This window comes from Mycobacterium hackensackense (assembly GCF_025822555.1).
Lineage (GTDB): Bacteria > Actinomycetota > Actinomycetes > Mycobacteriales > Mycobacteriaceae > Mycobacterium > Mycobacterium fluoranthenivorans.
In genome coordinates, this window is the sequence record NZ_JACKUC010000029.1 from 445,186 (window position 1) to 471,127 (window position 25,942).

At 68.5% G+C, this 25,942-nt stretch carries 26 protein-coding genes; 3 read left to right on the plus strand and 23 right to left on the minus strand.

From position 1 onward, the window contains the following. Positions 1-16: 16 nt before the first annotated feature. Positions 17-754, minus strand: coding sequence for an acyltransferase (locus H7J86_RS05295; protein WP_090357030.1), 738 nt, complete (start codon positions 752-754; stop codon positions 17-19). Between the two features lie 68 nt (positions 755-822). Here H7J86_RS05295 and H7J86_RS05300 point away from each other — a divergent pair, with 68 nt between their 5' ends. Then, on the plus strand, positions 823-2,091 hold the full coding sequence (locus H7J86_RS05300; protein ID WP_267290595.1) for an outer membrane protein assembly factor BamB family protein: 1,269 nt from the start codon (positions 823-825) through the stop codon (positions 2,089-2,091). Position 2,092: 1 nt separating this feature from the next. On the opposite strand, the gene H7J86_RS05305 is transcribed toward H7J86_RS05300, so the two are convergent. The 8 genes from H7J86_RS05305 to H7J86_RS05340 form a co-directional block, all read right to left on the minus strand. Beyond that, a complete protein-coding gene (locus H7J86_RS05305; RefSeq protein WP_090357034.1) occupies positions 2,093-2,779 on the minus strand; it encodes an esterase in 687 nt (228 codons plus the stop codon). Between the two features lie 61 nt (positions 2,780-2,840). Further along, positions 2,841-4,037, minus strand: a complete 1,197-nt coding sequence (locus H7J86_RS05310) for a THUMP-like domain-containing protein (RefSeq protein WP_267290597.1) — start codon at positions 4,035-4,037, stop codon at positions 2,841-2,843. Beyond that, positions 3,995-5,026: a class I SAM-dependent methyltransferase gene (locus H7J86_RS05315; protein ID WP_090357035.1), complete on the minus strand. Its 1,032-nt coding sequence runs from the start codon at positions 5,024-5,026 to the stop codon at positions 3,995-3,997. Before H7J86_RS05315 ends, H7J86_RS05310 begins: the two co-directional genes overlap by 43 nt. Positions 5,027-5,035: 9 nt before the next feature. Continuing rightward, positions 5,036-5,749: an enoyl-CoA hydratase gene (locus H7J86_RS05320; RefSeq protein ID WP_267289729.1), complete on the minus strand. Its 714-nt coding sequence runs from the start codon at positions 5,747-5,749 to the stop codon at positions 5,036-5,038. After that, positions 5,746-6,576, minus strand: coding sequence for an NUDIX hydrolase (locus H7J86_RS05325; protein WP_267289731.1), 831 nt, complete (start codon positions 6,574-6,576; stop codon positions 5,746-5,748). The genes H7J86_RS05320 and H7J86_RS05325 overlap by 4 nt, the downstream gene beginning before the upstream one ends. Next, positions 6,573-7,412, minus strand: a complete 840-nt coding sequence (locus H7J86_RS05330; RefSeq protein ID WP_090357040.1) for an ABC transporter ATP-binding protein — start codon at positions 7,410-7,412, stop codon at positions 6,573-6,575. Before H7J86_RS05330 ends, H7J86_RS05325 begins: the two co-directional genes overlap by 4 nt. Beyond that, positions 7,373-8,059, minus strand: a complete 687-nt coding sequence (gene yczE / locus H7J86_RS05335; protein WP_267289733.1) for a membrane protein YczE — start codon at positions 8,057-8,059, stop codon at positions 7,373-7,375. The genes H7J86_RS05330 and yczE overlap by 40 nt, the downstream gene beginning before the upstream one ends. Continuing rightward, positions 8,056-8,199, minus strand: a complete 144-nt coding sequence (locus H7J86_RS05340) for a hypothetical protein (protein ID WP_090357044.1) — start codon at positions 8,197-8,199, stop codon at positions 8,056-8,058. The genes yczE and H7J86_RS05340 overlap by 4 nt, the downstream gene beginning before the upstream one ends. Before the next feature lie 62 nt (positions 8,200-8,261). Here H7J86_RS05340 and yczR point away from each other — a divergent pair, with 62 nt between their 5' ends. Then, positions 8,262-9,707, plus strand: coding sequence for a MocR-like transcription factor YczR (yczR, locus tag H7J86_RS05345; RefSeq protein WP_267289734.1), 1,446 nt, complete (start codon positions 8,262-8,264; stop codon positions 9,705-9,707). Here the strand turns inward: yczR and H7J86_RS05350 are convergent, their stop codons facing one another. Genes H7J86_RS05350 through ctaD form a run of 3 tightly spaced genes read right to left on the minus strand, consistent with a single transcriptional unit; the run spans position 9,708 to position 13,012 of the window. Next, on the minus strand, positions 9,708-10,022 hold the full coding sequence (locus tag H7J86_RS05350) for a hypothetical protein (protein ID WP_090357048.1): 315 nt from the start codon (positions 10,020-10,022) through the stop codon (positions 9,708-9,710). It lies immediately after the preceding gene. A 46-nt stretch (positions 10,023-10,068) separates the two neighbouring features. Further along, positions 10,069-11,301 carry a phosphoserine phosphatase SerB gene (serB, locus tag H7J86_RS05355; protein ID WP_090357050.1) on the minus strand — a complete coding sequence of 411 codons (1,233 nt, stop codon included), beginning with the start codon at positions 11,299-11,301 and terminating at the stop codon, positions 10,069-10,071. A 4-nt stretch (positions 11,302-11,305) separates the two neighbouring features. Next, positions 11,306-13,012 carry an aa3-type cytochrome oxidase subunit I gene (gene ctaD, locus H7J86_RS05360; RefSeq protein WP_267289736.1) on the minus strand — a complete coding sequence of 569 codons (1,707 nt, stop codon included), beginning with the start codon at positions 13,010-13,012 and terminating at the stop codon, positions 11,306-11,308. Between the two features lie 139 nt (positions 13,013-13,151). Between ctaD and H7J86_RS05365 the strand changes: the two genes are divergently transcribed. Beyond that, on the plus strand, positions 13,152-14,237 hold the full coding sequence (locus tag H7J86_RS05365) for an ABC transporter substrate-binding protein (protein WP_267289738.1): 1,086 nt from the start codon (positions 13,152-13,154) through the stop codon (positions 14,235-14,237). A gap of 13 nt (positions 14,238-14,250) precedes the next feature. Here H7J86_RS05365 and H7J86_RS05370 read toward each other — a convergent pair whose 3' ends face one another. Genes H7J86_RS05370 through H7J86_RS05420 form a run of 11 tightly spaced genes read right to left on the minus strand, consistent with a single transcriptional unit; the run spans position 14,251 to position 25,758 of the window. After that, on the minus strand, positions 14,251-15,288 hold the full coding sequence (locus H7J86_RS05370) for an isopenicillin N synthase family dioxygenase (RefSeq protein WP_187098892.1): 1,038 nt from the start codon (positions 15,286-15,288) through the stop codon (positions 14,251-14,253). Continuing rightward, positions 15,285-15,803 (minus strand): hypothetical protein, encoded by a 519-nt coding sequence (locus tag H7J86_RS05375; protein ID WP_267289740.1) that lies wholly within the window; start codon positions 15,801-15,803, stop codon positions 15,285-15,287. The genes H7J86_RS05370 and H7J86_RS05375 overlap by 4 nt, the downstream gene beginning before the upstream one ends. After that, a complete protein-coding gene (gene alc, locus H7J86_RS05380) occupies positions 15,800-16,813 on the minus strand; it encodes an allantoicase (protein WP_090357056.1) in 1,014 nt (337 codons plus the stop codon). The genes H7J86_RS05375 and alc overlap by 4 nt, the downstream gene beginning before the upstream one ends. Continuing rightward, entirely contained in the window at positions 16,810-17,556 is a 747-nt protein-coding gene (locus H7J86_RS05385; protein ID WP_090357058.1) for an aspartate/glutamate racemase family protein, read from the minus strand. Before H7J86_RS05385 ends, alc begins: the two co-directional genes overlap by 4 nt. Then, positions 17,553-18,854: an allantoinase AllB gene (gene allB, locus H7J86_RS05390; RefSeq protein ID WP_267289742.1), complete on the minus strand. Its 1,302-nt coding sequence runs from the start codon at positions 18,852-18,854 to the stop codon at positions 17,553-17,555. Before allB ends, H7J86_RS05385 begins: the two co-directional genes overlap by 4 nt. Continuing rightward, positions 18,851-19,687, minus strand: coding sequence for an N-acyl homoserine lactonase family protein (locus tag H7J86_RS05395; RefSeq protein ID WP_090357062.1), 837 nt, complete (start codon positions 19,685-19,687; stop codon positions 18,851-18,853). The genes allB and H7J86_RS05395 overlap by 4 nt, the downstream gene beginning before the upstream one ends. Then, entirely contained in the window at positions 19,687-21,267 is a 1,581-nt protein-coding gene (locus H7J86_RS05400; protein ID WP_267289744.1) for an ABC transporter substrate-binding protein, read from the minus strand. The genes H7J86_RS05395 and H7J86_RS05400 overlap by 1 nt, the downstream gene beginning before the upstream one ends. Beyond that, complete coding sequence (locus H7J86_RS05405) at positions 21,264-21,905, minus strand: cysteine hydrolase family protein (RefSeq protein WP_267289746.1); 642 nt, start codon at positions 21,903-21,905, stop codon at positions 21,264-21,266. Before H7J86_RS05405 ends, H7J86_RS05400 begins: the two co-directional genes overlap by 4 nt. Then, positions 21,906-22,910: an ABC transporter permease gene (locus H7J86_RS05410; protein WP_090357068.1), complete on the minus strand. Its 1,005-nt coding sequence runs from the start codon at positions 22,908-22,910 to the stop codon at positions 21,906-21,908. 2 nt (positions 22,911-22,912) lie between these two features. Beyond that, positions 22,913-23,782, minus strand: coding sequence for an ABC transporter permease (locus H7J86_RS05415; RefSeq protein ID WP_090357070.1), 870 nt, complete (start codon positions 23,780-23,782; stop codon positions 22,913-22,915). Next, entirely contained in the window at positions 23,782-25,758 is a 1,977-nt protein-coding gene (locus H7J86_RS05420; RefSeq protein WP_090357072.1) for a dipeptide ABC transporter ATP-binding protein, read from the minus strand. The genes H7J86_RS05415 and H7J86_RS05420 overlap by 1 nt, the downstream gene beginning before the upstream one ends. Between the last annotated feature and the right edge of the window lie 184 nt (positions 25,759-25,942).

Here is a 25,942-nt window from a genome sequence, read left to right on the forward strand (position 1 = left end):
CCGCCTTCCGGCATCGTCAGCGGGCGGCTTTCTTGCGCTCGATATCGGCCAGCGCCTCGGCCAGCGCGGCACGGTCGGCGGCCGACGCGTCCCAGGCCACTTTGCGGTTCTTGACCACCTTGGCGGGCGCACCCACCGCGATGGAGAAGTCCGGGATATCACCCTTGACCACCGCGTGCGCACCGAGTACGCAGCCCCGGCCGATCGATGTCCCACGCAGGATGGTCACCTTCGCGGCGACCCAGGTGTCCGGTCCGATCCGCAAGGGGCTCTTGATGATGCCCTGGTCTTTGATCGGAAGCTCCAGGCTGTCCATCTTGTGGTCGAAATCGCAGACGTAGCACCAGTCGGCCATCAGCACGGAGTCGCCCAGTTCGATGTCGAGATAGGTGTTGATGACGTTGTCGCGGCCGAGCACCACCTTGTCGCCGATGCGCAGCGACCCCTCATGACACCGGATGGTGTTCTTGTCCCCGATGTGCACCCACCGGCCGATCTCCATCGTGGCGAGTTCCGGGGTCGCTTGAATCTCCACACCCTTGCCCAGGAACACCATGCCGCGGGTGATGATGTGCGGGTTGGCCAGCTTGAACTTCAGCAGCCGGAAGTACCGCACCAGGTACCACGGGGTGTAGGCCTTGTTCTTCAGCACCCAGCGCAGCGAGTCGGCGGTCAGAAATCGCGCCTGACGCGGATCACGCAGCCGCGAACCGCGCCACCTCTTGTGAAGGGGGGCGCCCCACATCGTCGTCATGGCCGGTCAGCCTATCCGAGGGTGGCACAGACTAGTCTCGGACCTCGATGCCTGCTTCCACGACGACGATGCGCCGGCTGGCCGCCATGCTGGGGATCACGGTACTGACCGCGACTGCCTGCGGAAACACCGACACCTGGGTGGAGGCTCATGCCGCGCAGGGCTGGTCGGCCCAGTACGCCGACGCCGCCAACAGCAGCTACACCCCGGTCGACGGTGCGAACGCCCTCACCTTGGAGTGGAGCCGATCGGTCAAGGGCCGACTCGGCGCCCAGGTGGCGCTCGGCGCGGGCGGTTACCTGGCCGCCAACGCACAGACCGCCGACGGCTGCTCGCTGATGCTGTGGGAGAGCGACAACAACGGCCGCCAGCGGTGGTGCACCCGGCTGTGGCAGGGCGGTGGGATGTCCAGCCCGCTGATCGATGGATTCGACAACCTTTACATCGGCCAGCCCGGCGGCATCATGTCCTTCCCCCCGACGCAGTGGATCCGCTGGCGGCAGCCGGTCATCGGGATGCCGACCACCCCGCGACTGCTCGACCCCGGCCAACTGCTGGTGATCACCCACCTGGGTCAGGTGCTGGTCTTCGACGCGCACCGCGGCACCGTGATCGGCACGCCCCTGGACCTGGTGGAGGGTGTCGACCCCACCGATGCACAACGGGGCCTGCAGGACTGCCCGCAGGGCCGCAGCGGCTGCCCGGTGGCGACGGCGCCCGCGTTCTCGGCAGGCACCGACATCGTGGTGACCACCCTGTGGGAACCGAACGCGGCCGCCCCGATTCTGGTGGGACTGCGCTACCGGCCGGATCGCACGCCCATGCTGACCCGGGAATGGACGAGCACTGCGGTCGGTGGCGGCCCGATCGCCGCCCCGGTGCTCTCGGCCGACGGCAGCACCGTCTACGTCAACGGCCGCGACCGCCGGCTGTGGGCGGTGAACACCGCCGACGGTAAGCCGAAATGGTCGGTGCCACTGGACTATCAGCCGCAGACACCGCCGTCGGTGTCACCGCAGGGTGTCATCGTGTCCGGCGGCGGGCCGGGCGCCGCACTCGTCGGCGTCACCCCCGACGGCAAGATCGCCTGGTCGCACTCGGACGTCGAACCACTGTCCACCTCGAGCCAGGCCGGCGAGCACGTGGCCTACACCGTCACCCGGGACGGGGCGAACGGCCAGGCATTGCTGGCCTTCGACCCCGCCGACGGACACACCCTCAACCGTTATCCCCTGCCGGAGGCCACCGGCTGGCCGGTCGGGGTATCGGTAGGCCACGACCGCCGCGTGGTCACGGCGACCAGCGACGGTCAGGTGTACGGATTCGCGCCTGCCTGAATCAGGCGATCATCGCGTCGATCGGGCCGCGCGGTACCGAGACCTGAACGGCTCCGGCGGCTTCGGGCAGCAACTCGCCCTGGCTGAAGAAGAAGATGATGGCGCCATCGGTGATCGCGAAGTTCTGGTAGTTCGCGGGGTCCAGACCCGCCGTCGGTGACACCGGGTCGGACAGTCCGGACTGCTTGGCCAGCTCGGCCGCGACGATCGGGAAGATCACCGGAAGGGGCTGGGTGTCCGGCCGGAACAGGGTCTCGAACGTGATCGGCTTGCGGTAGGCCTGATCCCAGTTGAATGCCTTGTAGAATGTCTGCGGGTGCGCGCCGCCGACGTTCTGGTATGTGGTGAAGACCACCGTCTGTGTCCCGCGCGGGGGCACCGCCGAGCTGTACTGGGTTGTGGTGGTGTCCAACTCGTAGGGCATACCGCGCGAGTCGGGTGTCTTGGCCACATTGATGAACCCGTCCCTGGTCTGCTTCACGTAGTCGAAGACGGCGTTCGGGTTCGGGAAGTCGGTCGGGAAGGAGATGTTGAGCGTGTAGGCCGGATCGTTGGCCGCGATGACGCAGGTCGCCCCGGCGCCGGCCGTACCACCCACGTCCGAGCATTTCGGTGGGGCGGCGGCAGCCACCCCCGTGCTGGCGGACCCCAGCAGCACAAGAGATACAGCCAGCGTGAGAACGCGCATCGGGTGAATCCTCCGGGGCCAGGGCGGCATCGGCGCCGCCGCCGCTAGGGTACCTGTGGCGCTATCGTGACGGCCGACAAATGAACGCCACCGCGTGACTGTGCGCCCCGGTACCGAGCCGGGTGATCACCACGCTGAGCTGCGCGGCACCCCGCGGTTTGAGACGCCGCCGCAAGGCATCCGGGTCCACGTCCACACCGCGCACCAGGATCTCCACCGCGCCGGCGTCGCGCGCGGCGAGTTCGCGGCGCAGCAGCTTCACGTCGAAGCTGATTTGCGCGAGCACCTCGAAACCCCGCACGCCGTTCGGCAGTTCGTCCCCGGACAGGTAGGCGATATCGGGGTCGAGCTGCCAGAGCCCGTGCCGCGTCCCGTACTGGCGCACCAGTCCGGCCCGCACCACGGCCCCGTCGGGGTCGACGATCCACCGGCCCGCGGGGGCCACCCGGCATTCGTCGGGATCGGTGTCGGTGACCTCCTCGCCACGATCGAGCAGGGTGGCCCGCCGTCCGGCCGTCGCCAGGCCCGGCGACCACAAGCAGGCTTCCCGGACGCTGCCGCCCAGTGAGGACACCTCGATCTCGCCGTGGAAGCCGAGCTCACCGAGCCGGCCGAAATCGATTCCCGGCGCGCATTTCACCACCAGGTCGCGATCGCGGTACGCATCGAGCAGCAGGTCCAGCGCCGGGGTGTAATCGCGCGGATCGAACCGCCGCCGTCCCGCACTACGCCGGGCCGGGTCGGCCACCACGACGGTGTCGCGGGTGACCGGCACCAGCGCATCGGCACGGCACAGGTCCACTCCCCCAACATTGTTGCGGGCCATGGCAAGTCGCACCGGGTCGAGATCGCTGCCCAGGACCAGCGCGGCGGTGTCCCGCAGCGCGGCCAGCTCCGCGCCGACAGAGCAGGTGACATCGTGCACGCGCGCCCCGGCCAGCCGCCGGGCACGGTGGCGGGCCACCGGTTCGGCGGTGCACTGCTGCAATGCGTCATCGGTGAACAACCATCCCGATGGGTCGCCGAACTTGGCCGCGGCGCGCCGGCGCAAGAGCACAGTCTCCACCAGCGCGGCAGTTCGTTCACCGAAACGTGTTCGCGCGGAGGCGATATCAGCGACCCGCGAGGAGTCGGTCAGTCGATAGCCACCGACCTCCACCAATGCCGCCCGGCCTGCGTCGCTGCGCAGGTAGGCGACATCGTCGACGGTCCAGGCTACGACGGCTTGACCCCGGTGACCATGACGTTGTAGAACCAGCCCTTCGGCACCACCCGGCGCAACACGTTGGCGTCCACCCAGCTCAGCGACGTCCAGCTGTTGAACGCGAATTTGGCCCAGCCCCAACCCAATCGCCCCGGAGGCACCGACGCCTCAAAGGTGCGGATCGGCCAGCCGAGCATCGCGGCGGTGAATTCCTCGCTGGCGGTGGCGACCTGAACGGCGCCGGCGTTGGTGGCCATCCGTTCCAGATCCGACGGCTCGAACGTGTGCAGGTCCACCACGGCCTCCAGCGCTGCGGCGCGCGACGACTCGTCGAGCTCGGCTTGCGGGCGACGCCAGCCCTCCAGACCCGGCAGCTTGGTGATGTTGGTGGACAGATGCCACGTCAGGGTGGACAGGTTGCGCGCGTAGACATTGCCCTTGCTCGTCGGTTCCCCGGCGAAGACGAACCGGCCACCCGGCTTGAGCACCCGGACCACCTCACGCAGGGACAGCTCCACATCGGGGATGTGGTGCAGCACGGCGTGGCCGACCACCAGGTCGAAGGTGTTGTCCTCGTACGGGATGCCCTCGGCGTCGGCGACCTTACCGTCGATGTCCAGGCCCAGGCCCTGGCCGTTGCGGGTGGCAACCTTGACCATGCCCGGGGACAGGTCGGTCACCGATCCGCGCCGGGCCACCCCGGCCTGGATCAGGTTCAGCAGGAAGAAGCCCGTGCCGCAGCCCAGCTCCAGGGCCCGGTCGTAGGGCAGCTCACGCTGAACCTCGTCGGGGACGATGGCGTCGAACCGGCCCCGGGCGTAGTCGATGCAGCGCTGGTCATACGAGATGGACCACTTGTCGTCGTAGGTCTCGGCTTCCCAGTCGTGGTACAGCACCTGCGCCAGCTTGGTGTCCTTCAGCGCAGCCTCGACCTGTTCGGCCGTGGCGTGCGGATTGGGGGCCGGAGCCGCTCCGGCGGCGACATCGGGCTTGAGGTCGGCGGCGACATCAGTCTCGGCGGGCGTGTGGTCCGTGCTCGTCATATGGGCAGCCTAACTGCCGGCCACCGTTCCGAAGACGTCGACGTAGTGCCGCACCCCGTCATCAGGGCCATCGACCGCCGCACCAGCGCCATCGATCATCGCCTTGGCGCCCGCGAGCACATGTGCGGGTGCCTCCAGAAATCGGCGCGCCCGAACCAGCGCCGCGTCGTAGACGCCGTCCGGTGCCACCATCTCGTCGATCAGCCCGAGGTCCAGTGCCTCCTCGGCGCCGACGAACCGGCCGCTGAACACCAGGTCCTTGGTGTGGCTGACCCCGATCGCGCGGACCAGGCCGGCCGTCCCGGCAGCGGGGAGCAATCCGGCCAGCACCTCGGTGGCACCGAATTTCACGTTGTCGCCCGACACCCGCCAATCGGCGGCCAGCGCCAGGGCCAGCCCTGCGCCCAGCGCGTACCCCGTCACGGCGGCGATCGTCGGCTTCGGGATGCCGGCCACCGCGGCGATCGCGGCGCGGCAGGCGGCGGTGACGCTCTCGGCGTCACTGGGATGCAGTCTGCGCAGTTCGGGGACGTCGTCGCCGGTGCAGAACACCTCGTGGCCGCCGAACAGGATCACCGCGGCGACGCCCGGATCGCCGCCGAGATCCGCCGCCGCCTCGCCGATCTCCCGGTACATCTGCCTGGTCAGCGCGTTGCCCGGCGGGCGGGACAGCACCAGGGTGCCGATCCCGTCATTCACCGCGGTGGTGACGAACTCCCTCACGACGGCGTCACGTCGGAATTGGCATACCCGTCCGGTGCCCGCCGGTTGCGGGCCTCGTTGTACCGCTCGCTGTTGAAGAACTCGATCTCCCAGTTGCCGTCGGTCACCACCAGGTGCGGGGAGACCGGCACGATCTGGCGGTGCACCGCGAGCACCTCGGCGACGTCGTGGCCGGCCAGTGAGTCCAGCTGCGTCCAAGTGGGCGGCAACAGGAACGTGCGGCCCTCGGCGAAGTCGTCGAGCGCAGATTCCGGGGTGGCCCAGTAGGCACGGTCGGTCTCGGTGTTGTCACCGTCGGCGCGCTGGCCCTCCGGCAGGGCGCCGACGAAGAAGTAGGTGTCATAGCGCCGGGTGCGTTCCTCTTTGGGCGTCACCCAGTTGGCCCACGGCCGCAGCAGATCGGTGCGCAGCACCAGCTTCTCGGACTGCAGGAACTCACCGAAGGACAGTGTCTTGGCGTCGAGCTCCTTGCGTGCCTCGCGGTATACCGAGGCATCGGCCACGATGCTGTCCGGATCGGCGGCGGGCCCGGCGAACAGCACCCCGGACTCCTCGAACGTCTCGCGGGCCGCCGAGCAGACCAGCGCCAGCGCCAGGTCGGTGTCCACGCCGAGGCGCTGCGCCCACCACGCGGGATCCGGACCGTGCCACGCGATATCGGCGCTGCGGTCACGGTCGTCGACGCCGCCGCCCGGGAACACCGTGGTCCCGGCGACGAACTGCATGTTCATATGCCTGCGCATCAGGAACACGTTGATACCGCCCGGAGTGTCCCGGACCAGCATCACCGTGGCGGCCGGCCGGGCCGGTAGGGGTTCTTCGGTCATGCACGCCTCCTGTGTGCCGCGCGGCTGCGCACGCGCCGCGCGAAATAGCGTCCCTCGACCACTTCCAGCGCGATCGACTGCCCGAAGGCGGTGGACAGGTTCTCCGAGGTCAGCACATCGGTCAGCAGGCCGGAGGCGACGACGGCACCCTCGGACAGCAGCAGGCAGTGGCTGAAGCCGGGCGGGATCTCCTCGACGTGATGGGTGACCAGCACGATGGCCGGGGCGTCCGGGTCGGCGGCCAGGTCGGCCAGCCGGGATACCAGTTCCTCGCGGCCGCCCAGGTCCAGACCGGCGGCGGGTTCGTCGAGCAGCAGCAGTTCCGGATCGGTCATCAGCGACCGTGCGATCAGCACGCGCTTGCGCTCACCCTCGGACAGCGTGCCGTAGGTGCGCATCGCCAGGTGCTCGGCGCCGACGCTCTCCAGCATGTCGACGGCCTGTTCGTAGTCGACGTCCTCGTAGGTTTCGCGCCAGCGGCCCAGCACGGCGTACCCGGCCGAGATGACGAGATCGCGGACCACTTCGTCGTCGGGAACCCGCTGGCTCAGGGCGGAGCTGGACAGCCCCACACGGCTGCGCAGTTCGGCCATGTCGGTGCGGCCGAGCCGCTCACCCAGCACGAACGCGGTTCCCGACGAGGGATGTTCGACGGCCGCGGCGATGCGCAGCAGTGAGGTCTTGCCTGCGCCGTTGGGCCCGATCACCACCCAGCGCTCGTCGAGTTCGACGGCCCAGTCCAGCGGCCCGACCAGGGTCTTTCCGCCGCGGCGAAGCGTGACCCTGGCGAAATCGATCAGCAGGTCTGGATCGGCTTCACGTTCACTGTCGGGCACTCGCTCATCGTAGTGTCGGCGCCCCGCCCGGCTCGGGAGCGCCCCGCAGCGCCGAAGTCGTGGAACAGCAGCCGGCGCGGCATGATCCGCAGGATCAGCTGGACCAGCGGACCGATCCCGAAGGCGTACACCACCGTGCCCACGCCCACGGTGCCGCCGAGCAACCAGCCGACCGCCAGCACGCCTGCCTCGATCGAGGTGCGCACCAGCCGCACCGACAATCCGGTGCGAGCCACCAGCCCGGTCATCAGGCCGTCCCGCGGGCCGGGACCCAATCCGGCGCCGATGTAGAGGACGGTGGCCACGGCGTTGAGCACGACGGCGCCGAGCATCAACGCGATGCGGGCGGGCAGCGAGCCCGGTGCGGTCAGCACGGCCAGGCCGGCGTCGACCGTCACGGCGATGACGATGACATTGGCGATGGTCCCGACCCCCGGCTTGTTGCGCAGCGGGATCCAGGCCAGCAGCACGACGACACCGACCACCGCCGAGGCGATGCCGATCGTCATCGAGGTGTGCCGGGTCAGCCCCTGGTGGAAGACGTCCCAGGGGTCGAGGCCGAGACCGGCGCGCACCATCATCGCCATCGACAGGCCGTAGCCGATGAGTCCGATCAGGAGCAGCGACCCGCGAGTCAGACCCCTCATGAGTGGTCCGGGAAACGGGCTCGGATGGCGTCCAGCTCGCTGTGCACCCGGCGGGCGTCGGTGTCATTGCGGGTGACGCGGTTGTAGGGCCCGGAGCGGGGATACTTCGAGGCCAGTCGGGATAGCCAGTTCTTCCTCATGCATCCAGTTTCGGGCCAGATTGGCTTGCCATTCAATAGCCAGTTCGGCAATACTGGCATCAATGTCGATAGAAATGGCGGCCAGATCACTCGATGAGGACCTTTTGGCCCGCGAGTTGGGTAACTGGCGGACGTCCAGTGCCAGCGGACCCGCGTACTCGGGACTGGCCGACGCCATCCGGCTGCTGATCGTCGACGGCCGGGTGCCCGTCGGATCGCGGCTGCCCAGCGAACGCGCTCTCGCCGACGCCCTGCGGGTCTCGCGCACCACGGTCACCGCGGCATTCACCCAGCTCCGCGAGGACGGCTACCTGCTGGCCCGCCGCGGTGCGCGCAGCATTGCCGCGTTACCACCGCGACCCGAGGCGCGCCCCGCCGAACCTGCCGCGGGGGCCAACGTCAGCCTGGCCGCCGCGGCGATGTCGGCTCCCAGCGGGGCGGTCCTGGAAGCGTTCGCCGCGGCCACCCGCGATATCACCCCGTATCTCGGCGAGACCGGCCTCGACCCCACCGGGGTCTGCGCCCTGCGCACCGCCGTCGCCCAGCGGTACTGCGAACGCGGACTACCGACCGACCCCGGCCAGATCATGATCACCAGCGGCGCCCAGCACGCCATCGGGCTGATCCTGGCCGCCTTCACCGAGCCCGGCGACCGCGTGCTCGTCGAACAACCGACGTATCACGGTGCGCTGTCGGCCATTTCGACCGCCCGGGCACGCGCCGTACCCGTCTCCCTCGCCGACGACGGCTGGGAGCTGGACGCGATGCACGCGGCCATCCGGCAACTCGCCCCCAGCCTGGCCTACCTGATCCCGGACAACCACAACCCGACCGGGTTCACCATGCCGGCGGATGAGCGAATCCGGCTGGGGCACATCATCTCCGACACCCGCACGCGTACCGTCATCGACGAGTCGATCATGGACATGTGGATGAACGAGGCGCCCCCGGCACCGCTGGCCGCCACGGTGGCCCGCCGTGATCTGGTGCTCACCGTCGGGTCGATGTCCAAATCATTCTGGGGCGGGTTGCGGGTCGGCTGGATCCGGGCCGAACGCCACACCCTGGCCACCATCGCGGCCATCCGGCCGTCGGTGGACCTCGGCACCCCGATACTCGAACAGCTCACGGCGGCAAGGCTTCTCGAACAGCGCGATGAGGTGCTCGCGGAACGACGAGGACTGCTGCGCACCCGCAGGGCCTACCTGCTGGATCTGCTGGCGCGCCGGCTACCCGACTGGCAGCCCGGGCCCGGGCCGAACGGGATCTCGCTGTGGGTCAAGCTGCCCGCACCGATGAGCACGGCGTTGTCGGCGTCGGCGTCACGGTTGGGTCTGGATCTGCCTGCCGGGCCGCGGTTCGGGGTGGACGGCACCTTGGAGCGGTTCGTGCGGGTCCCCTATGCGCTGCCCGAGGCTGCGCTGGAGGAGGCCGTCGACCTCATGGCACGGGCCTGGGGTTCGATCACCGGTGCTGTCGAGCCCGAATCGCATGCGCTGGTGGTGTAGCTAGCCGCCCTGACTCTGCTGCAGGGCGATGCACCGGCCCATGTTCTCCGGGGTGCACGGGATACCGGCGACCGACGACAGCTGACCGCCCGGCAGGGTCTGAACCAGCGGCGGCGAGGCATCCGGCGGCGGAACGACGGCGTTACCGCTGGTGCTGCTGCCCTTGCCGGCTCCGGCGACGCACACACCCTCGAAGTGGCTCGGCCGGGTACCCCACGGGCAGTCCGCCGACGCCGGCGCGGCCAGCACGACCGCCCCACCGGAGATCGCGGCCGCGCACGCACCGAGAAGTATCGTCCGTTTCACCAACAACATGCCTCCACTGTAAAGGCCCGACCCCCGCCGCGCCGCCATAGCGCTGCTAGTCCGGGATATCGACCCGGCGCACGGTGCCGTCGACCGCGTCGGCGGCTTCGATCTCCCCGCGGGTCACTCCGAGGATGAACAGCACCGTATCCAGGTAGGGGTGGCTCAGCGAGGCGTCGGCGACCTCACGCAGGGCCGGTTTGGCATTGAACGCCACTCCGAGTCCGGCGGCCGCGAGCATGTCGATGTCATTCGCGCCGTCACCGACCGCGACCGTCTGCTCCATCGGGACGCCGGCCTGCTGGGCGAAGTCGCGCAATGCCTTGGCCTTGCCCGGCCGGTCGATGATCTGTCCGACGACGCGTCCGGTCAGCTTGCCGTCGACGATCTCCAGGTCGTTGGCGGCGACGTAGTCGAGCATCAGTTCGTGCGCCAGCGGTTCGATGACCTGGCGGAATCCGCCGGACACCACGCCGCAGTGAAAGCCCAGCCGGCGCAGGGTGCGGATGGTGGTGCGGGCCCCGGGGGTCAGCTCGAGCTCGTCGGCCACCTCGTCGACGACCTCGGCGGGCAGCCCGGCCAGGGTGGAGACGCGTTCACGCAACGACTCCTCGAAATCCAGTTCGCCACGCATGGCGGCCTCGGTGATCGCCGCGACCTTCGCCTCGGCGCCGGCACGCGCGGCCAACATCTCGATTACCTCGCCCTGGATCAGGGTCGAGTCGACATCGAACACGATGAGCCGTTTGGCCCGACGGGACAGGCTGTAGTCCTCCAGCGCGATATCGATGCCCAGCTCGACGGCGACCTGCGCCATCGCCGCCTGCAACTGGCCGTACGCCGCGCCGGCCGGCACCGACACCCGCAGTTCCAGACCGGTCACCGGGTAGTCGGACACGCCCCGGATGGTGTCGATGTTCACGCCGAGTCCGGCGGCCTTGCGGGCCACCACACCGAATGCCTCGGCGGTGATCGGCCGGCCCAGCACCACGATGGTGTGGGTGGACGGCTCGCGCATCACCGGCAGATCGGCACTGCGCTCGATGGTGACATCCAGCCCCACCCGGTGGATGGCGGCTCGGATGTCGTCGGCGAACACCGTGCCATCGGCCACCTCGGCGGGTGCGGAGACGAACACTGCCAGGGTGAGCCGGCTCCGGACCACCACCTGCTCGACGTTGAGCAACTCGACGTGGTGCCGAGAGAGCACCTCGAAGAGCGCCGATGTGACGCCGGGCTGGTCGAGTCCGGTGACGGTGATCAGGACCGACACCTTCGAATTACTCACCGATTCAGGTGCGGACGTTCTCGTCGTCGAGCCGGGTGACGTCGCCGTCGGCAGGACCGTGTGCCCGGCCGATGTGCGCCTCGGCGCGCATCCGCTCGACCATGTGCGGGTAGTGCAGCTCGAATGCCGGGCGCTCCGAACGGATCCGGGGCAGCTCGGTGAAGTTGTGCCGCGGCGGCGGGCACGAGGTGGCCCACTCCAGCGAGTTGCCGTAGCCCCACGGATCGTCGACCACGACGGGCTCACCGAAGCGCCAGCTCTTGAACACGTTCCAGACGAACGGCAGCGTCGACACACCCAGGATGAACGCACCGATGGTCGAGATGACGTTCAGCGTGGTGAACCCGTCGGTGGGCAGGTAGTCGGCGTAGCGGCGCGGCATGCCCTCGTCACCCAGCCAGTGCTGCACCAGGAAGGTGGTGTGGAAGCCGATGAAGGTCAGCCAGATCATCTTCGGGAACCAGAAGTAGATGCCTGCGTAGGTGGCGAACACGATGGTGCCGAAGAGCACGTAGTGGAAGTGCGCGATGACGAAGTAGCTGTCGGTGACGTGGAAGTCCAGCGGCGGGCTGGCCAGCAGCACACCGGACAGGCCACCGAGCAGGAAGGTGATCAGGAAGCCGACCGAGAACAGCATCGGTGTCTCGAAGGTCAACTGCCCCTTCCACATGGTGCCGATCCAGTTGAAGAACTTGATACCGGTGGGCACCGCGATCAGGAACGTCATGAACGAGAAGAAGGGCAGGAGAACGGCTCCGGTCGCGTACATGTGGTGTGCCCACACCGCCACCGACAGCGCCGCGATACCCAGCGTCGCGTAGATCAGCGTGGTGTAGCCGAAGATCGGCTTGCGGGAGAACACCGGGAAGATCTCGGAGACGATGCCGAAGAACGGCAGCGCGATGATGTACACCTCGGGATGGCCGAAGAACCAGAACAGGTGCTGCCACAGCAGCACACCGCCGTTGGCCGGGTCGTACACATGTGCGCCGAGGTGACGGTCGGCGGCGAGACCGAACAGCGCGGCGGTCAGCAGCGGGAAGGCCAGCAGCACCAGGATCGAGGTCACCAGGATGTTCCAGGTGAAGATCGGCATCCGGAACATCGTCATACCCGGGGCACGCATGCAGACCACGGTGGTGATCATGTTGACGCCACCGAGGATGGTGCCCAGACCACCGACGGCCAGGCCCATGATCCACAGGTCGCCACCGGCGCCCGGGGAGTGGATGGCGTCGGTCAGCGGCGAGTAGGCGGTCCAGCCGAAGTCGGCCGCACCACCGGGGGTGATGAAGCCGGCGATGGCGATCAGCGCGCCGAACAGGAACAGCCAGAAGGAGAAGGCGTTCAGTCGCGGGAACGCGACGTCGGGGGCGCCGATCTGCAGCGGCAGCACCAGGTTGGCGAAGCCGAACACGATCGGGGTCGCATAGAACAGCAGCATCACCGTGCCGTGCATGGTGAACAGCTGGTTGAACTGCTCATTGGACAGGAACTGCAGGCCCGGCAACGCCAGCTCGGTGCGCATCAGCAGCGCCATCAGGCCGCCGACGAAGAAGAAGATGAAGCAGACGACGCAGTACATGATGCCGATCAGCTTGTGATCGGTCGTCGTGATCAGCTTGTAGATCAGGTTGCCCTTGGGGCCCATCCGCTGCGGGAACGGACGCCGTGCCTCGAGTTCTCCGATTGGGGGCGCTTCGGCTACCAACAGATCCTCCATAAAAAGTCGACGGGTCATCCCGGCACTGGTCTGTTCGTGATCTTATCCCCCATCACCGCCCACGGCGGCATGGGTCCTACAAACTGTCGTAGTTTCGCTTCGACGGCTGGATGTTACCGTCGGCGACGTGCTGTTTCCCTCCGCGCGCATCGCCCGGCTCACCGGCCGGGTCGTCGGGGTCACCTCCATCGTTTCGGCTGTGGCACTGACCTTGTTGACCGGCTGTGGCAGTCAGGAGCAGGCCGGGCCGGGCCCCGCCCCGGGTGCGCCGGTCACCAGCACCACACGCATCGCCGGCGCCGGGGTGTTGGGCAACCAGCGCCGCCCCGACGACTCGTGCGCCGCCGAGCCGGCGCCGGCCGATCCCGCTCCGCGACAGGTCGGTAACACCCCGGCCGACGGTGTGCCCACCACGACGGAGGTACAGGGCGACCCACAACGCATCGTGGCGCTGTCCGGCGATCAGCTCGACGCGTTGTGCGCGCTGGGCCTGCAGGGCCGGATCGTCGGGACGCCGCAGCCGCAACCCTCCTACTTGGGCGCGGTGATCCACGGTTCGCCCGGCCTGGGTGATCCGGCGTCACCCGATCTGGCGGCCGTCGGGCGGGCCACCCCGGACCTGATCCTCGGCTCGTCGGCGCTGACACCGACCGACTTCGGCGCGCTGAACCGGATCGCGCCCACCGTCTTCACCGGGGCGTCGGGGGCGGGCTGGCAGGACACCCTGCGCACCGTCGCCGCGGCGGTCGGGCGAGCCGAAGCGGCGGCCCGGGTGCTCGACGAGTTCACCCAGGACGCCCGCAAGACCGGGCAGCAGAACGACGCCACGCATTTCCAGGCATCGGTGGTGCAGTTCACCGAGAACACCGTGCGGGTCTACGGGGCCGACAACTTCCCGGCCAGCGTGCTGCACGCGGTCGGCGTGGATCGCCCTGCCGCCCAACGCTTCACCGACAAGCCGTACATCGAGCTGGCACCCGATGCCGATCTGTCCGCCGCCGACGGCGATATCGTCTACCTGTCCTTCGACTCCCCCGCCGCCAAGGAGCACGCGGCGAGCGTGCTGGACAGCCCGGCGTGGCGCAAGCTCTCGGCCAACCGGGACAACCGGGTGTTCATCGTCAACAACGAGGTGTGGCAGACCGGGCGCGGTGTGGTGGCCGCCCGCGGCATCCTCGATGACCTGCGCTGGCTGAACGCACCGATCAACTAGACCGCACGCCGGGTCATTCGACGCCCTGCAGCGCCTGCTGGCCGAACTGACCCAGGCCCAGCGAGCCCTCCGGCAGCACCAGCTCCCCGGTCTCGATCCGGCGCCGCAGATAGGCGAAGGTCTGCGCGGTCTGCGCGAACAGGTGCTCCCCGGCCCGCAATGTCGGGCGGGATTTGGCATCCGCGGAAGCGAACTGCGGCAGCGGTTTGACCTCGGTGTCGTAGTCGACGTTGAAGAACAGCGGGAACGAGTACCGCTCTTCGGCGACCTTGCGGACACGGTGGCTGGTGGCCACGAACGCGCCGTTGGTCCACAGCTCCAGCAGGTCACCGATGTTGACGACGAAGGCCCCGGCCACCGGTGGGACGTCGATCCAGTCGCCCGCCCCGTTGAGCACCTCCAGTCCGGGGGCGGTCGGTTTGAGCAGGGTGAAGCACTCGTAGTCGGTGTGGGCGCCGATCCCGATGCTGTCCTTCGCATCCGGATTGTGCGGGTAATGGATGAGGCGTAACTGGCTCGGGGTCTTGGTGGCATGCCGGGAGAACACCTCGGGATCCTCACCGAGCGCGACCGCGAACGCCCACAGCAGCCGCTGCCCCACTCCCAGCAGCGCCTGGTAGTACGCGGTGACCGCCTCGGCGAAACCCGGCAGTGCCGGCCACGCGTTGGGGCCCAGCATCGGATTGCCGGCCAGGTAATCCGGATCGTCGGCGGGCAGGTCCAGCGCGGTGTCGAACGCCTCCTTCAGATCCGGGGTGGTGCCCTCGAGTCCTTCCTCACCGACGGGCACATAGCCGCGGTGGCACCGGGACAGCCCGATGTAGTTGCGCATCTTCTCTTCCACCGGCAGCGCGAAGAACTCCTTGACAGCGGCCAGCATCTGCTCGAACAGCGACTCGTCGATGCCGGTGCCGCTGATGTAGAAGAAGCCGACCTCCGCTGCCGCCCGGCCGATCTCGGCGGCCACCCGCTCCTGCTCGGTGCGCTCCGGTGAGTACAACCCACTGATATCGATGACGGGCACCGATGTGAATGACGTGACGCCACTCATGAATCCACGTTCCCTTCCGATTTCTCCACTGTCCAGCGCACGCCGTTGGCCTGGATGTCCTTGCCGGATATGACGATTCCGAGGGCCCGATGGTCGGCACCGATGACCACCTGGGTGCCGTCGGCCCAGCCGAACAGGGCACCGGCACGCACCAGCAGCGCCTGCGCACCGTCCGGCCCGGACAGGTGCAGCGCTCCGGCCGGGGTGGCCGCGCCCGGATCACGGACCCAGTGCTCGACGTAGTCCTCGTGCACACCGGTTTCGATGAGGGTGTCGCCGTCCCACGTCATCGCGCCCGCATCCGGGAACGGCCCCGGGGGTTGCACGTCGATGGCGCGGTGCCATTCGAAGATGTCGCCGTTCTGGTGCAGGGTGCCCGCGAAGCCGCGCGAGTCGACATAGGCCGTCGGGCCCTGTAGCCACAGCACACCGGGTTCGGTGTTGCGGGTGCCGTCCGGCTCGATCAGGAGGGTGCGCCGCCACAGCCCCACGCAGTCGGTCATCAGGATCGTCACGAACTTTCCTCCCATCGGTCCCGCAGAGTGCGCAGTCCGTCGGCGGTGGGCACACCGAACGCCCGTACCCGGGCGATTCCGCCGTCCGGGTAGGCCTGCACCCGCAGCGCCGTCACGGCGGGCACGTCGACGCAGAACACCTGCCGGGCGTCGGGGATCAACCGGGTGCGCGACAGCACCGGTACGTCGAATGCGACCAGCCCCCAGCCGTGTTCACGGTCGGGTGTACACCGGCTGCCCAGCACCGACACCTCTGGACTGGCGTTGAACACGAAATACGACGTGTCGACCTCGATCTGCCGGAGGTCGGCCGGTACCGCGAAGGAGATGATCACGGCATCGTGGGTTTCGGGCCCAATATCGCGGCGCCTGCGGGTCTCCCAGCCGTCGCCCATATTGTGCGGCCGGTTCGGGGCGACCAGCGAGGCGGCGCTGGAATAGAAACTGTCGCTGCACCATTCGACGCACCCACCCTGCTCCAGGCCGGACACCTCGACGGTGACATCGGCCCACAACGCCGGGTCCGGCACCACCTCGCCGTAGGCGCGTAACCGGGCGACACCGCCGTCGGACCGTAATCGCAGCCGCAGGTGCGTCCACCGGCGCCGGTCCGTCACGGCCAGCAGGTTGTGCGAATCCGCTTTGAGCGCCGTCGTTTCCACCACCGGCGTCCAGACCACCGCAGGTCCGGCCGGATCGTCGGTGCGGTCCAGGGCACACGCGTCCACCGCGCAGGCGGTCGGATGGTTTCCGGAGAAGAATCGGGTATCGACGTCCACGGTGCGCAGGCGGCCGGGCGCGCCCAGCCGGATGATCACCCAGTCACCGCCGGGCCCGGCGTGCCGGCGGGTCTCCCACCCGTCGACCACTTCACCACGCAGGTCATAGGTGCCCGGCACGAAGGCGGGTTCGGACGGGTCGACGAGCCGTTCCTTGAACCCGAAGGATTCGTCGCTGGCGGCCACCACACTGCCACCGACGACGCGGGAGGCGAGATCCACGTCGGTCACAGGTTCAACGATCCCGAGAGCGGCCAGTGGCTGCGCGGGTTGTCCGGGCCGGGTGCGTACACGCCGGCCTTGCTGGTGGACAGTCCCATCCCGACGACGGCCTGTGCCAGCGCAACCGCGGCGGCCACCCCGTCGACGGCCGGGACCCCGAGCTTGGCGGAGATGGCCGCCGTCACCCCGGCCATCCCGGCACAGCCCAGGCAGATCACGTCGGCCCCGTCCTCGGTGAGCGCGCGGGCGGCCTCGTCGACGATGGCCTGCACCGCCCCGGCCGGGTCGGCATCCACCTCGGCGGTTCCCAATCCGCAGGCCCGCACCGAGACGCAGTGCGCGTTCAGCCCGGCCAACATCAGCCGGTCCTCGATCGGCGGGATCGACCGCGCCAGCGTGGTGATCACCGAGAACCGGCGGCCGATCAGATGGGCGACGTGCGCGGCGCATTCGGCGATATCGAACACCGGCACCGTCAGCATCTCGGCCAGCGCGTCGCGCCCGTGCTCACCGAAGCCGGCCAACACCACGGCATCGAAATCGAAGGTGCCCGCGTGGGTCAACCGCGTCACGACATCCATCACCCCGACCGCCGACAGGTAGCTCTCCGCGGCGGAATCGATCGCCTCGGCGCCGAAAAGCGGTGACATGCACACGATCTCGACCCCGGGGTGGGCTGCGGACCGTGCGGCGGCCGCGATCTCGGCGGTCATCGCCGCGGAGGTGTTGGGATTGAGCACCAGGATTCTCACACCGGCTCTCCTATCCGAGTCAGGGCCGGTACACCGGCCACCCACGTCTGCAGCACCGCACCCCGCAGACTGACACCCTCATACGGGCTCACCGGGTGCCGGTGCCGCAGTGCGCCGGCGTGCACCGTCTCGTGCGCGTCGGGGTCGAAGGCACACAGATCGGCCCGCAGGCCCACCTCGATCCGGCCCCGGTCGGCGTAGCCGGCCAGTGCGGCGGGCTGCTGCGACATCCACCGGCTCACCTCGGCCATCCCGAAACCGCGCCGGGCGGCCTCGGTCCACACCGCCCGCGGACCGAGCTGCAACGAGCTGATACCGCCGAAGGCGCGCCCGAAATCTCCGGCCGCCTTGTCGCGCGGGGCGCACGGCGAATGATCCGACACCACCAGGTCCAAGGTTCCGTCCGCCAGCGCCGACCACAGCAGTTCGCGATTGGCACCGTCGCGGATCGGCGGGCAGGCGGCGAACTCGGTGCCGCCGTCGGGCACCTTCTCGGCGTCGAAAGTCAGGTAGTGCGGACAGGTTTCGGCGGTGAGGGCCAAGCCTTCGGCTTTGGCTGCGGCCACCAGAGGCACCACGTGGGCGCTGGAGACGTGCACGATGTGCGCGCGGGCTCCGGTCTCGCGCGCGGTCTCGACGACGAGGCCGACAGCGTCCTCCTCGGCGGCATCGGGTCGTGACGCCAGGAACGATCGGTAGGAACGGCCGGCCGGTCGGGGGCCGGCGTCGATCACCGCATGGCTCTCGGCGTGCACCAGCAGCAGCGAGCCCAGGTCTGCGATGCGGGCCATGGCGGCACGGAACTGCGCGGGACTCAGGTGGCCGAAGTCCGGGTTGCCCGAGTCGGCGAGAAAACACTTGAAACCCCGCACGCCGGCCTGCACCAGCGAGGCGAGTCGATCCAGGTTGTCCGGGACGACACCACCCCAGAACCCGATGTCGACAAGGCAGTTGCCTTCCGCGGCCGCCTCTTTGAGGTTCAAGGCGGACACGCTGGTGGTCACGGGGTCAGAGTCCAGCGGCATATCGACAAGTGTCGTGATACCGCCCGCGGCGGCGGCCGCGGTGGCACTGGCGAACCCCTCCCAGTCGGTGCCGGGATCGTTGATGTGCACGTGGGTGTCGACGAACCCCGGCAGCAGCACCGCATCGTGCGGCAGCCGGATGTCCTGTGCCGCCGAATGATCTGCGTCGAGGGCGTCGATGCGGGCGATCTGCCCGCCGGCGATCCCGACCGACGCCGGGACCAGGTGCCCGTCGATGAGCACCCGGTCCGCGCGCAGGACGCACTCCCTCACGTTCCGACCGGCCCGAACCTGTCGTGGAAATGCTGGGTGAGCTCGGGCCACACGTGCGGATCGTGGCCGGGGATCAGCTGGTAGCCCTTGTCGGCGGCCAGCCTCTTGAGCCTGCGGATCGGCTCGACGGTGTCCTGCGGATCGACGTCGATGAATCCACCGATGGCCAGTTCGTGCTCGATGTTCTCGGTGAGATCGGCGGCGTCGAAAGCGAATACGAAACCGTCGCCACCCACCGACTCGTCGAGCTCCACCACGAAGCTCTGATGCCCCGGGGTGTGCCCGTAGGTCGGCACGGCGGTGATACCGGGGGCGATCTCGGCCTCGCCGTCGGCCAGGCGCCACTCGATGTTGGGGTCGTCGAAGTCCACCCGCACGATCGCATGGCGTTCCGGTTCCGGATGATTCGACAGGCCGTACTCGAGTTCCCGACGCTGGGCGTGCACCGGCACCTTGCCGGCGAACAACTTCAGCCCGCCCGCGTGGTCATGGTGCAGGTGGCTGACGGCGACGGTGTGGATGGCATCGAAATCCACCCCGACCTCGGCGAGGCGCTGCTCGATCGGCTCGCCGGGCCCGGGCAGCACCGGGCGGTACTCCACCGTGGGGAAGAACCGCCGGTACAGCGCCGGGTCCCGCACCAGCGCGGTGTTGAAACCGGTGTCCAGCAACACCCAGCCGCCGTCGGTCTGTAACAGCACGCCGGGCACCGGTTCGCGCATCCTTTCCCCGGGTGGGGCGCCGTACACCGACACCGACTTCGGCAGTTCCTCCCAGCCCAGGGTCAGCAGGATGATCCGGCGCACCCCGCTCTTGCGGACCAGCGTCGCCATCAGCCCACCGACAGTGCGGCCAGCCGCAGCGTGTTCGGATCGGTCACCACGTGCGCCTGCTCGACACCCTTGAGCCACGGCTGCGCCACCATGAAGTCGTTGACGTTCGCGACGTTCAGCCAGCAACCGGTCTTGACCGCTTCCTCACCGGCTGTGGAGAAGTCGGCGTCCGAGCCGTTCGGCAGCCCCTTGGCCAGCGCATCCTTGATTCCCGGCGACGAGCATCCGAAGAAGTTCAGTCCGCCGTCGGCATCCCAGGAGATATGACCCCAGGTGTACGGCGACGGGGCGTCCGGCCAGCCGAGGTAGGTCATGATCTCCGGTGCCGCCTGCCCGTCACCGCCGACCCAGCCGTAGATCTCCGAGGTGGGGTAGGCCTGCACCTTGGCGTTCAAACCGGCTGCGGCCAACTGGGTCTGGATCAGGTTGCTGATCAGCTGATTGTCCGGGTTGGACGAGTCGTACCCGATCGTGACCGACTTCTGGTCGGCGGGCAGACTACCGGCGATACCGGTCAGCACCGACGGATCATGGGTCACCGACTGCTTGCCGAATTCGGGGGCCATCATGTTCGCCGGGTAGATCTGCTCAGCTTTCTTGCCGCGGCCGAAGTAGGTCTGCTTCACCAGTTCGTCGACGTCGATGGCCTGCATCACCGCGTTGCGATTCTTGACGTCGGTCATCATGCCCTTCTTGGGATTGATGTAGACGAAGTTCGACATCATCGTCGGCAGCGAGTAGTTCGCGAACGACTTGTTGTCCAGGTAGGACTGCACCGCCGAGGACGGTAGGTCGTGCAGGATCGCCGCCAACTGCCCGTTGTTGAACTGCAGTTGCTGGGCCGACACGTCGGTGATGACCGGGAGCTCGACCTTCTCGAAATAGGGCTTGGTGCCCCAGTAGTCACCGAACGCGGTCAGCTCGTACTTCGAGCCCACCTCGGCGGCGGTCAGCGTGTACGGGCCGGTGCCCAGGTCGTGATTGGTCAGATAGCCCTGGGCGTTGTCGGTGCCCGCGTTCTTCTTCAGGCCCTCGGGGCTCAGCATCCGCGGCCCGTATGGGCAGGCCAGGTAATCCAAGAACGCGGAGTTGGGTGCCTTGAGCGTGACGGTGACATCGTAATCACCTTGCGTGGTCACCGAATCGATATCGGAGACCATGTAGGCCGGTCCTTGATTGACCGCCGCCCGTCGGTCGAACGACGCCTTGACGGCAGCCGAGGTGAACGGCGTGCCGTCGTGGAACTTCACACCCTGGCGCAGCTTGAACGTGAACACCTTGTTGTCCGGCGAGGCCGTCCATTCGGTGGCCAGCAGCGGTTGCAATTCGGCCTTGTCGGTGCCCGCCTTGTACTGCAGCAGGCCCTCGTAGGTGTTCGTCGTCAGCAGCAGACCCTGCCCCGCGTAGTAGATGTCGGGGTCCGGTGGCTGCCCCGGATCCTGCAGGAACGACAGGTGCAGCACCTTGTCGGTGGGTGCGGCATTGGGTGTGCTGCTACCGCCGGAATTCGATCCACCGCAGGCGGTCAGCATCAGGGCGGTCGCCGCGCCGATGGCGACTATCGTGCGCAGTTTCTTCATCGTGCGGCTCCTTCGAGGACTGGGGTGGTCAGGGATTCGAACACGTCGAGGATTTCCGCGGTGGTGCGTACCGCACCGGTCTGCAGGTACTCCATGGCATCCAGCGCCGCGTCGTGCCGATACTCCGAGGAGCCACCGACACAGTCCTCGACGACGCGCACGTAGAAGTCGCGTTGGTGCGCATCGGCGAAGGTGTAGTGCACGCACACGTCGGTGAGCCCGCCGATCAGGATCAACGTGTCGGCCTTCAGACCGGACAGCACGATCTCGAATTCGGTGCCGATGAAACCCGAGTAGCGCCGTTTCACGATGTGGAACTCACGGTTGGGCCCGTCGAGATCGGGCAGCAGCTCGGGATGCAGCGGCGTGCCGGGTCGGCCGTCGATACAGTGCGGACCCTCGACACCGTCGAGTTCGCGGCCGAAGTCGATCCCGTTGGCACGGTGCACTTCCTGGAAGAACACGATCGGGATGCCGGCCGCCCGCGCCCCGGCGATCAGTTGCCGCGCCCGGCCGATCCGGTCGGCGTATCCGGCCATGTGCGGGATACCCACCTCTTCGACGGGCATATCGCCGGACTCCTGCATGTCGACCACGACAAGCACGGGATTCCCCACGATGAGTGGTTGTTTCGGCACCTAACCTCCTGTGACTGCGATACGGGGATCTGCGGCGGCCTGGAGCAGGTCCACGGCCGTGTTGATGAAGACGTAGAGGGCACCGAGCATCAGGGTGACTCCGGCGATCGCCGGGAAGTCCGCGACGGGGATGCTCTGGGCGATGTACTGACCGATACCGGGCCAACCGAACACCTGCTCCACCACGAGCACACCGGAGAACATCAGGCCGACTTGCAATCCCGTCATGGACAGCGCTGCGCCCACCGAGTTGCGCAACACGTGCCTGGCCATGATCCGGCCCTCGGAAAGGCCTTTGGCCCGGGCCGTGCGGGCGTAGTCGCTGTCGATATCGGTCATCAGGCTGCTGCGCAGCACCCGCCCGATCGCGACGGCCGGGCCGATCGCGATGACCAGCGCCGGCAGGATCAGGTGGTGCACTGCGTCGGCCACGACGTCGAACCGGGCGTGCAGCAGACCGTCCACCGTCAGCAGTCCGGTGGGCCCGTCGGGTGGATTCGGTACCGCGATACGGCCGTTGGCGGGCACCCAGCCGAGGGTCTGGTAGAAGACGATCAGCCCGACGATGCCGAGCAGGAACATCGGGGCCGACGACCCGGTGAACAGCACCGCCCGCAGCACCCCGGCGCCCCGCCATTTCAGGGTGGTGCTGAACGCCAGCAGCACCGCGAGCAGGATCGCGATCACCAAGCCGCTCAGTGCCAGTTCCAAAGTGGCGGGGAAGAACGAGCCGAGATCGGACATCACCGCGTGCCGGGTGCGGTAGGAGGTGCCCAGATCGCCGGTCACCGCGCCGGACAGATAGTGCCAGAACTGCACCAGCACAGGGTCATTCAGCCCCAGGGCTTCGCGACGGGCCGCCACGGCCTGGGCCGACGCCTGTGCCCCGAGCTGCGCCTTGACCGGATCGAGCGGGGAGATGTTCTGCAGCACGAACAGCACCGCGGTGAGGGCGACCAGGATGGCGGCCATGGCACCGACCCGGGAGGCTATGAAGGTCTTCATGGTCAACTCGTCTTCATCAGGTTGCGCAGACAGTCACCGGCGATGTTGGCGACCAGCGCCAGCACCAGGACACCGAGACCGGGCATCACCGGGATCCACCACTGCTGCAGGAAGTAGCTGAGGTTGCGGGCCGAGTCGGCACCCAGTTCGGGTGCCGGCGCCGCCTGGCCCAGTCCGAGGAAGGACAGCGCGGCCAGGGTGAGGATCAGGGTGCCGATATCGAGGCTGGCGGCCACCAGTGCGTTCGGTACCGCACCCGGCAGCAGGTGCCGGCCGGCGAGCCGAAATCTGCTGACACCGGCCAGTTTCGCCGCTTCCACATGTGGCCGGGCGGCCAGCCGAGCGACCTCCCCGCGGACCAGCCTGGCGTAGAACGGCCACCACACGATGGACACCGCGATCAGCGTGTGCAGGAAACCCGGTCCGAGTGCGGCCACCACCGCGATCGCCAGTACGGGTGCGGGCAGCGACAGGAACCCGTCGGTGATGCGCATCAGTGTGGCGTCCACCCAGCCACCGGTGGCACCGGCGATGAGGCCCACCAGCCCGCCGATGAACAGCCCCAGCGCCACCACCGCCAGTGCGGCGAACCAGCTCGAGCGGGCGCCGTAGAGCACCCGGGAGAAGATGTCGCGGCCGACGCTGTCGGTGCCGAGCAGAAACCCGTTCTTGCCCGGCGCCTGCAACGGTAGACCGACCGGGGTCAGCGGGTCGTGCGGTGCGATCAGGGGTACCGCGATGACCACCAGGGTCACCACGATCACCAGGGCGAATCCGGTCCAGTTCACGATCGCCGACCGGGACTGCGGCAGGGACGGCCGCCAGCGCGTGCCTCCGCGGACGAGGCCGGGAGCCGAGATCGCGATAGCCATCAGACCGCTTTCCGTTCGATACAGGCGACCTGGTGCGGATCGCCGGGGAAGCCTTCCAGGCGGACGTCGAGCTCGTCACCGCTGCAGGCGTCGACGGAGATGGGACATCGCGGGTGGAACGCGCATCCGGTCGGTGGCGACAGCGGGCTGGCGGGTTCGCCTGCCAGCACGCGTGATTCGCGGCCCAGGTCGGGAATGGAGTCGACCAGCGCCCGGGTGTAGGGATGGGCTGGATCGCCGATGACCTGCTCGGCGGGGCCGATTTCGACGATCCGGCCGAGGTACATCACCGCGATGCGGTCGGCGACCACCCGGGCCACTGACAAGTCGTGCGTCACGAACACCACGGACATGTCCAGCTTGCGGCGGAGATCGCCGATCAGGTTGAGCACCGAGGCGGCCAGCGAGACGTCCAGGGCGCTGGTGGGTTCATCGCACAGCAGCACAGGAGGGGGTACGACGGTGGCCCGGGCCAGTGAAACCCGTTGCCGCTGGCCGCCGGAGAGCTGACCGGCTCGCGATTTGGCCACCTCGGCGGGCAGCCCGACCCGTTCGAGCACCTCGATGACGGCCTCACGCCGCTGCGACCGGGACATCTTCGTGCCACGCAGGCGCTCGGCGATGAGTTCACCGACCGACAGCCACGGGGTCAGGGACGCGCCCGCATCCTGGAAGACCATCTGCGGTCGCTGCTCGCCGGCGAGTTTCACGGTGCCGGAGGTGGCCTTCTCCAGACCGGCGATCACGCGCAGCAGGGTGGACTTGCCCGACCCGCTCTCCCCCACCAGTGCCACCGATTCGCCGTGCCCCACCCGCAGCGTGACCCCGCGTAGTGCCTGCAGCTTGCCACGGCGGGCGACCGCGAAGGTCTTGAGGACATCGGCCAGTTCGATCGCACAGGGCGGCTCGGCGTCCGGCGGCGAAACCGCTTGTTCGGCAAAGGGTCCGCCGTCCGGGGCGGCCTCGGTCACCGCCTGCCGCTCGGGCGGCAGCAGGCACGCGCTGACCCGCCCGGGAGCCACCGAGATCGGATCCGGGGGTGTTTTCGTGCAGTCGTCGGTGGTGAGTTCGCAGCGGGGCGCGAACGCGCATCCCGGCAGCGGTACCAGGGGGCTCGGCACCGACCCCGGGAGCGCGGCCAGCCGCCGGTCCCGCGCGGTCTGCAGCGTCAGCCGCGAGCGCAGTAGGCCGCGGGTGTAGGGGTGGGCAGGCGCCTGCAGGACCTCGGCGGTCGGCCCGATCTCGGCGATGCGGCCCGCGTAGAGCACCGCGATGCGGTCCGAGATCTGCGCGGCCACACCGAGGTCGTGGGTGATGAAGACGATGCTGCAGCCGATCTCGTCGCGCAGTCCCTGCAGCAGCGTCAGCACCTGAGCCTGCACGGTGACATCGAGCGCGGTGGTGGGCTCGTCGGCGATGATGAGCTCGGGGTCACCCGCGATGGCGATGGCGATCATCACCCGCTGGCGCAGGCCGCCGGAGAGCTCATGCGGATAGGAACGTATCCGCCGGGCCGGCTCCGGGATGCCCACCGCCGTCAACAGGCGCAGCGCTTCCTCTTCGCTGCCCGCGGCCTCCGCGACCTGCTTGCCGATCCGCATGGTGGGATTCAGGGAGGTCATCGGGTCCTGGAACACTGCGCCGAGGTCGAGCCGGCGCACCTTGCGCAACATCTTGGCCTCGCCATGCACCATGTCCGAACCGGCCACCGAGATGGTGCCGTCGATGCGGGCCTGCCGGGGCAGCAGCCCGAGCAGGCCGAAACCCAGCACGCTCTTCCCCGAGCCGGATTCGCCGACCAGTCCGAGGATCTCGCCGGGGGCCACGGCCAGGCTGACCCCGCGCAGCGCGTGCACGTCGGTGCCGTTGCGGCGGAAGGTGACATGCAGGTCGCCGACGGCGGCGACGGGATCAACGTTCGGCGGCGCCGCGGAGTGCACCTGCTCCACATCGACCGCGGAACCGACGATGCCCATGAGCGCTCTCCCGGGTTGTTCGCGGTGCCATGGCTGGCCTGTCAGTTGACAGTTTTCACGGCAAGCAGGCTCGATGGGTGTCGCTGGCGTAACCAATTCGGGGCCGTAGGTAACCGAGGCGTATCGCGCGTTTCTGTCGTGTGACAGATACGCTCGTGCGTACCGATCGGGTAGGTCATGGGTC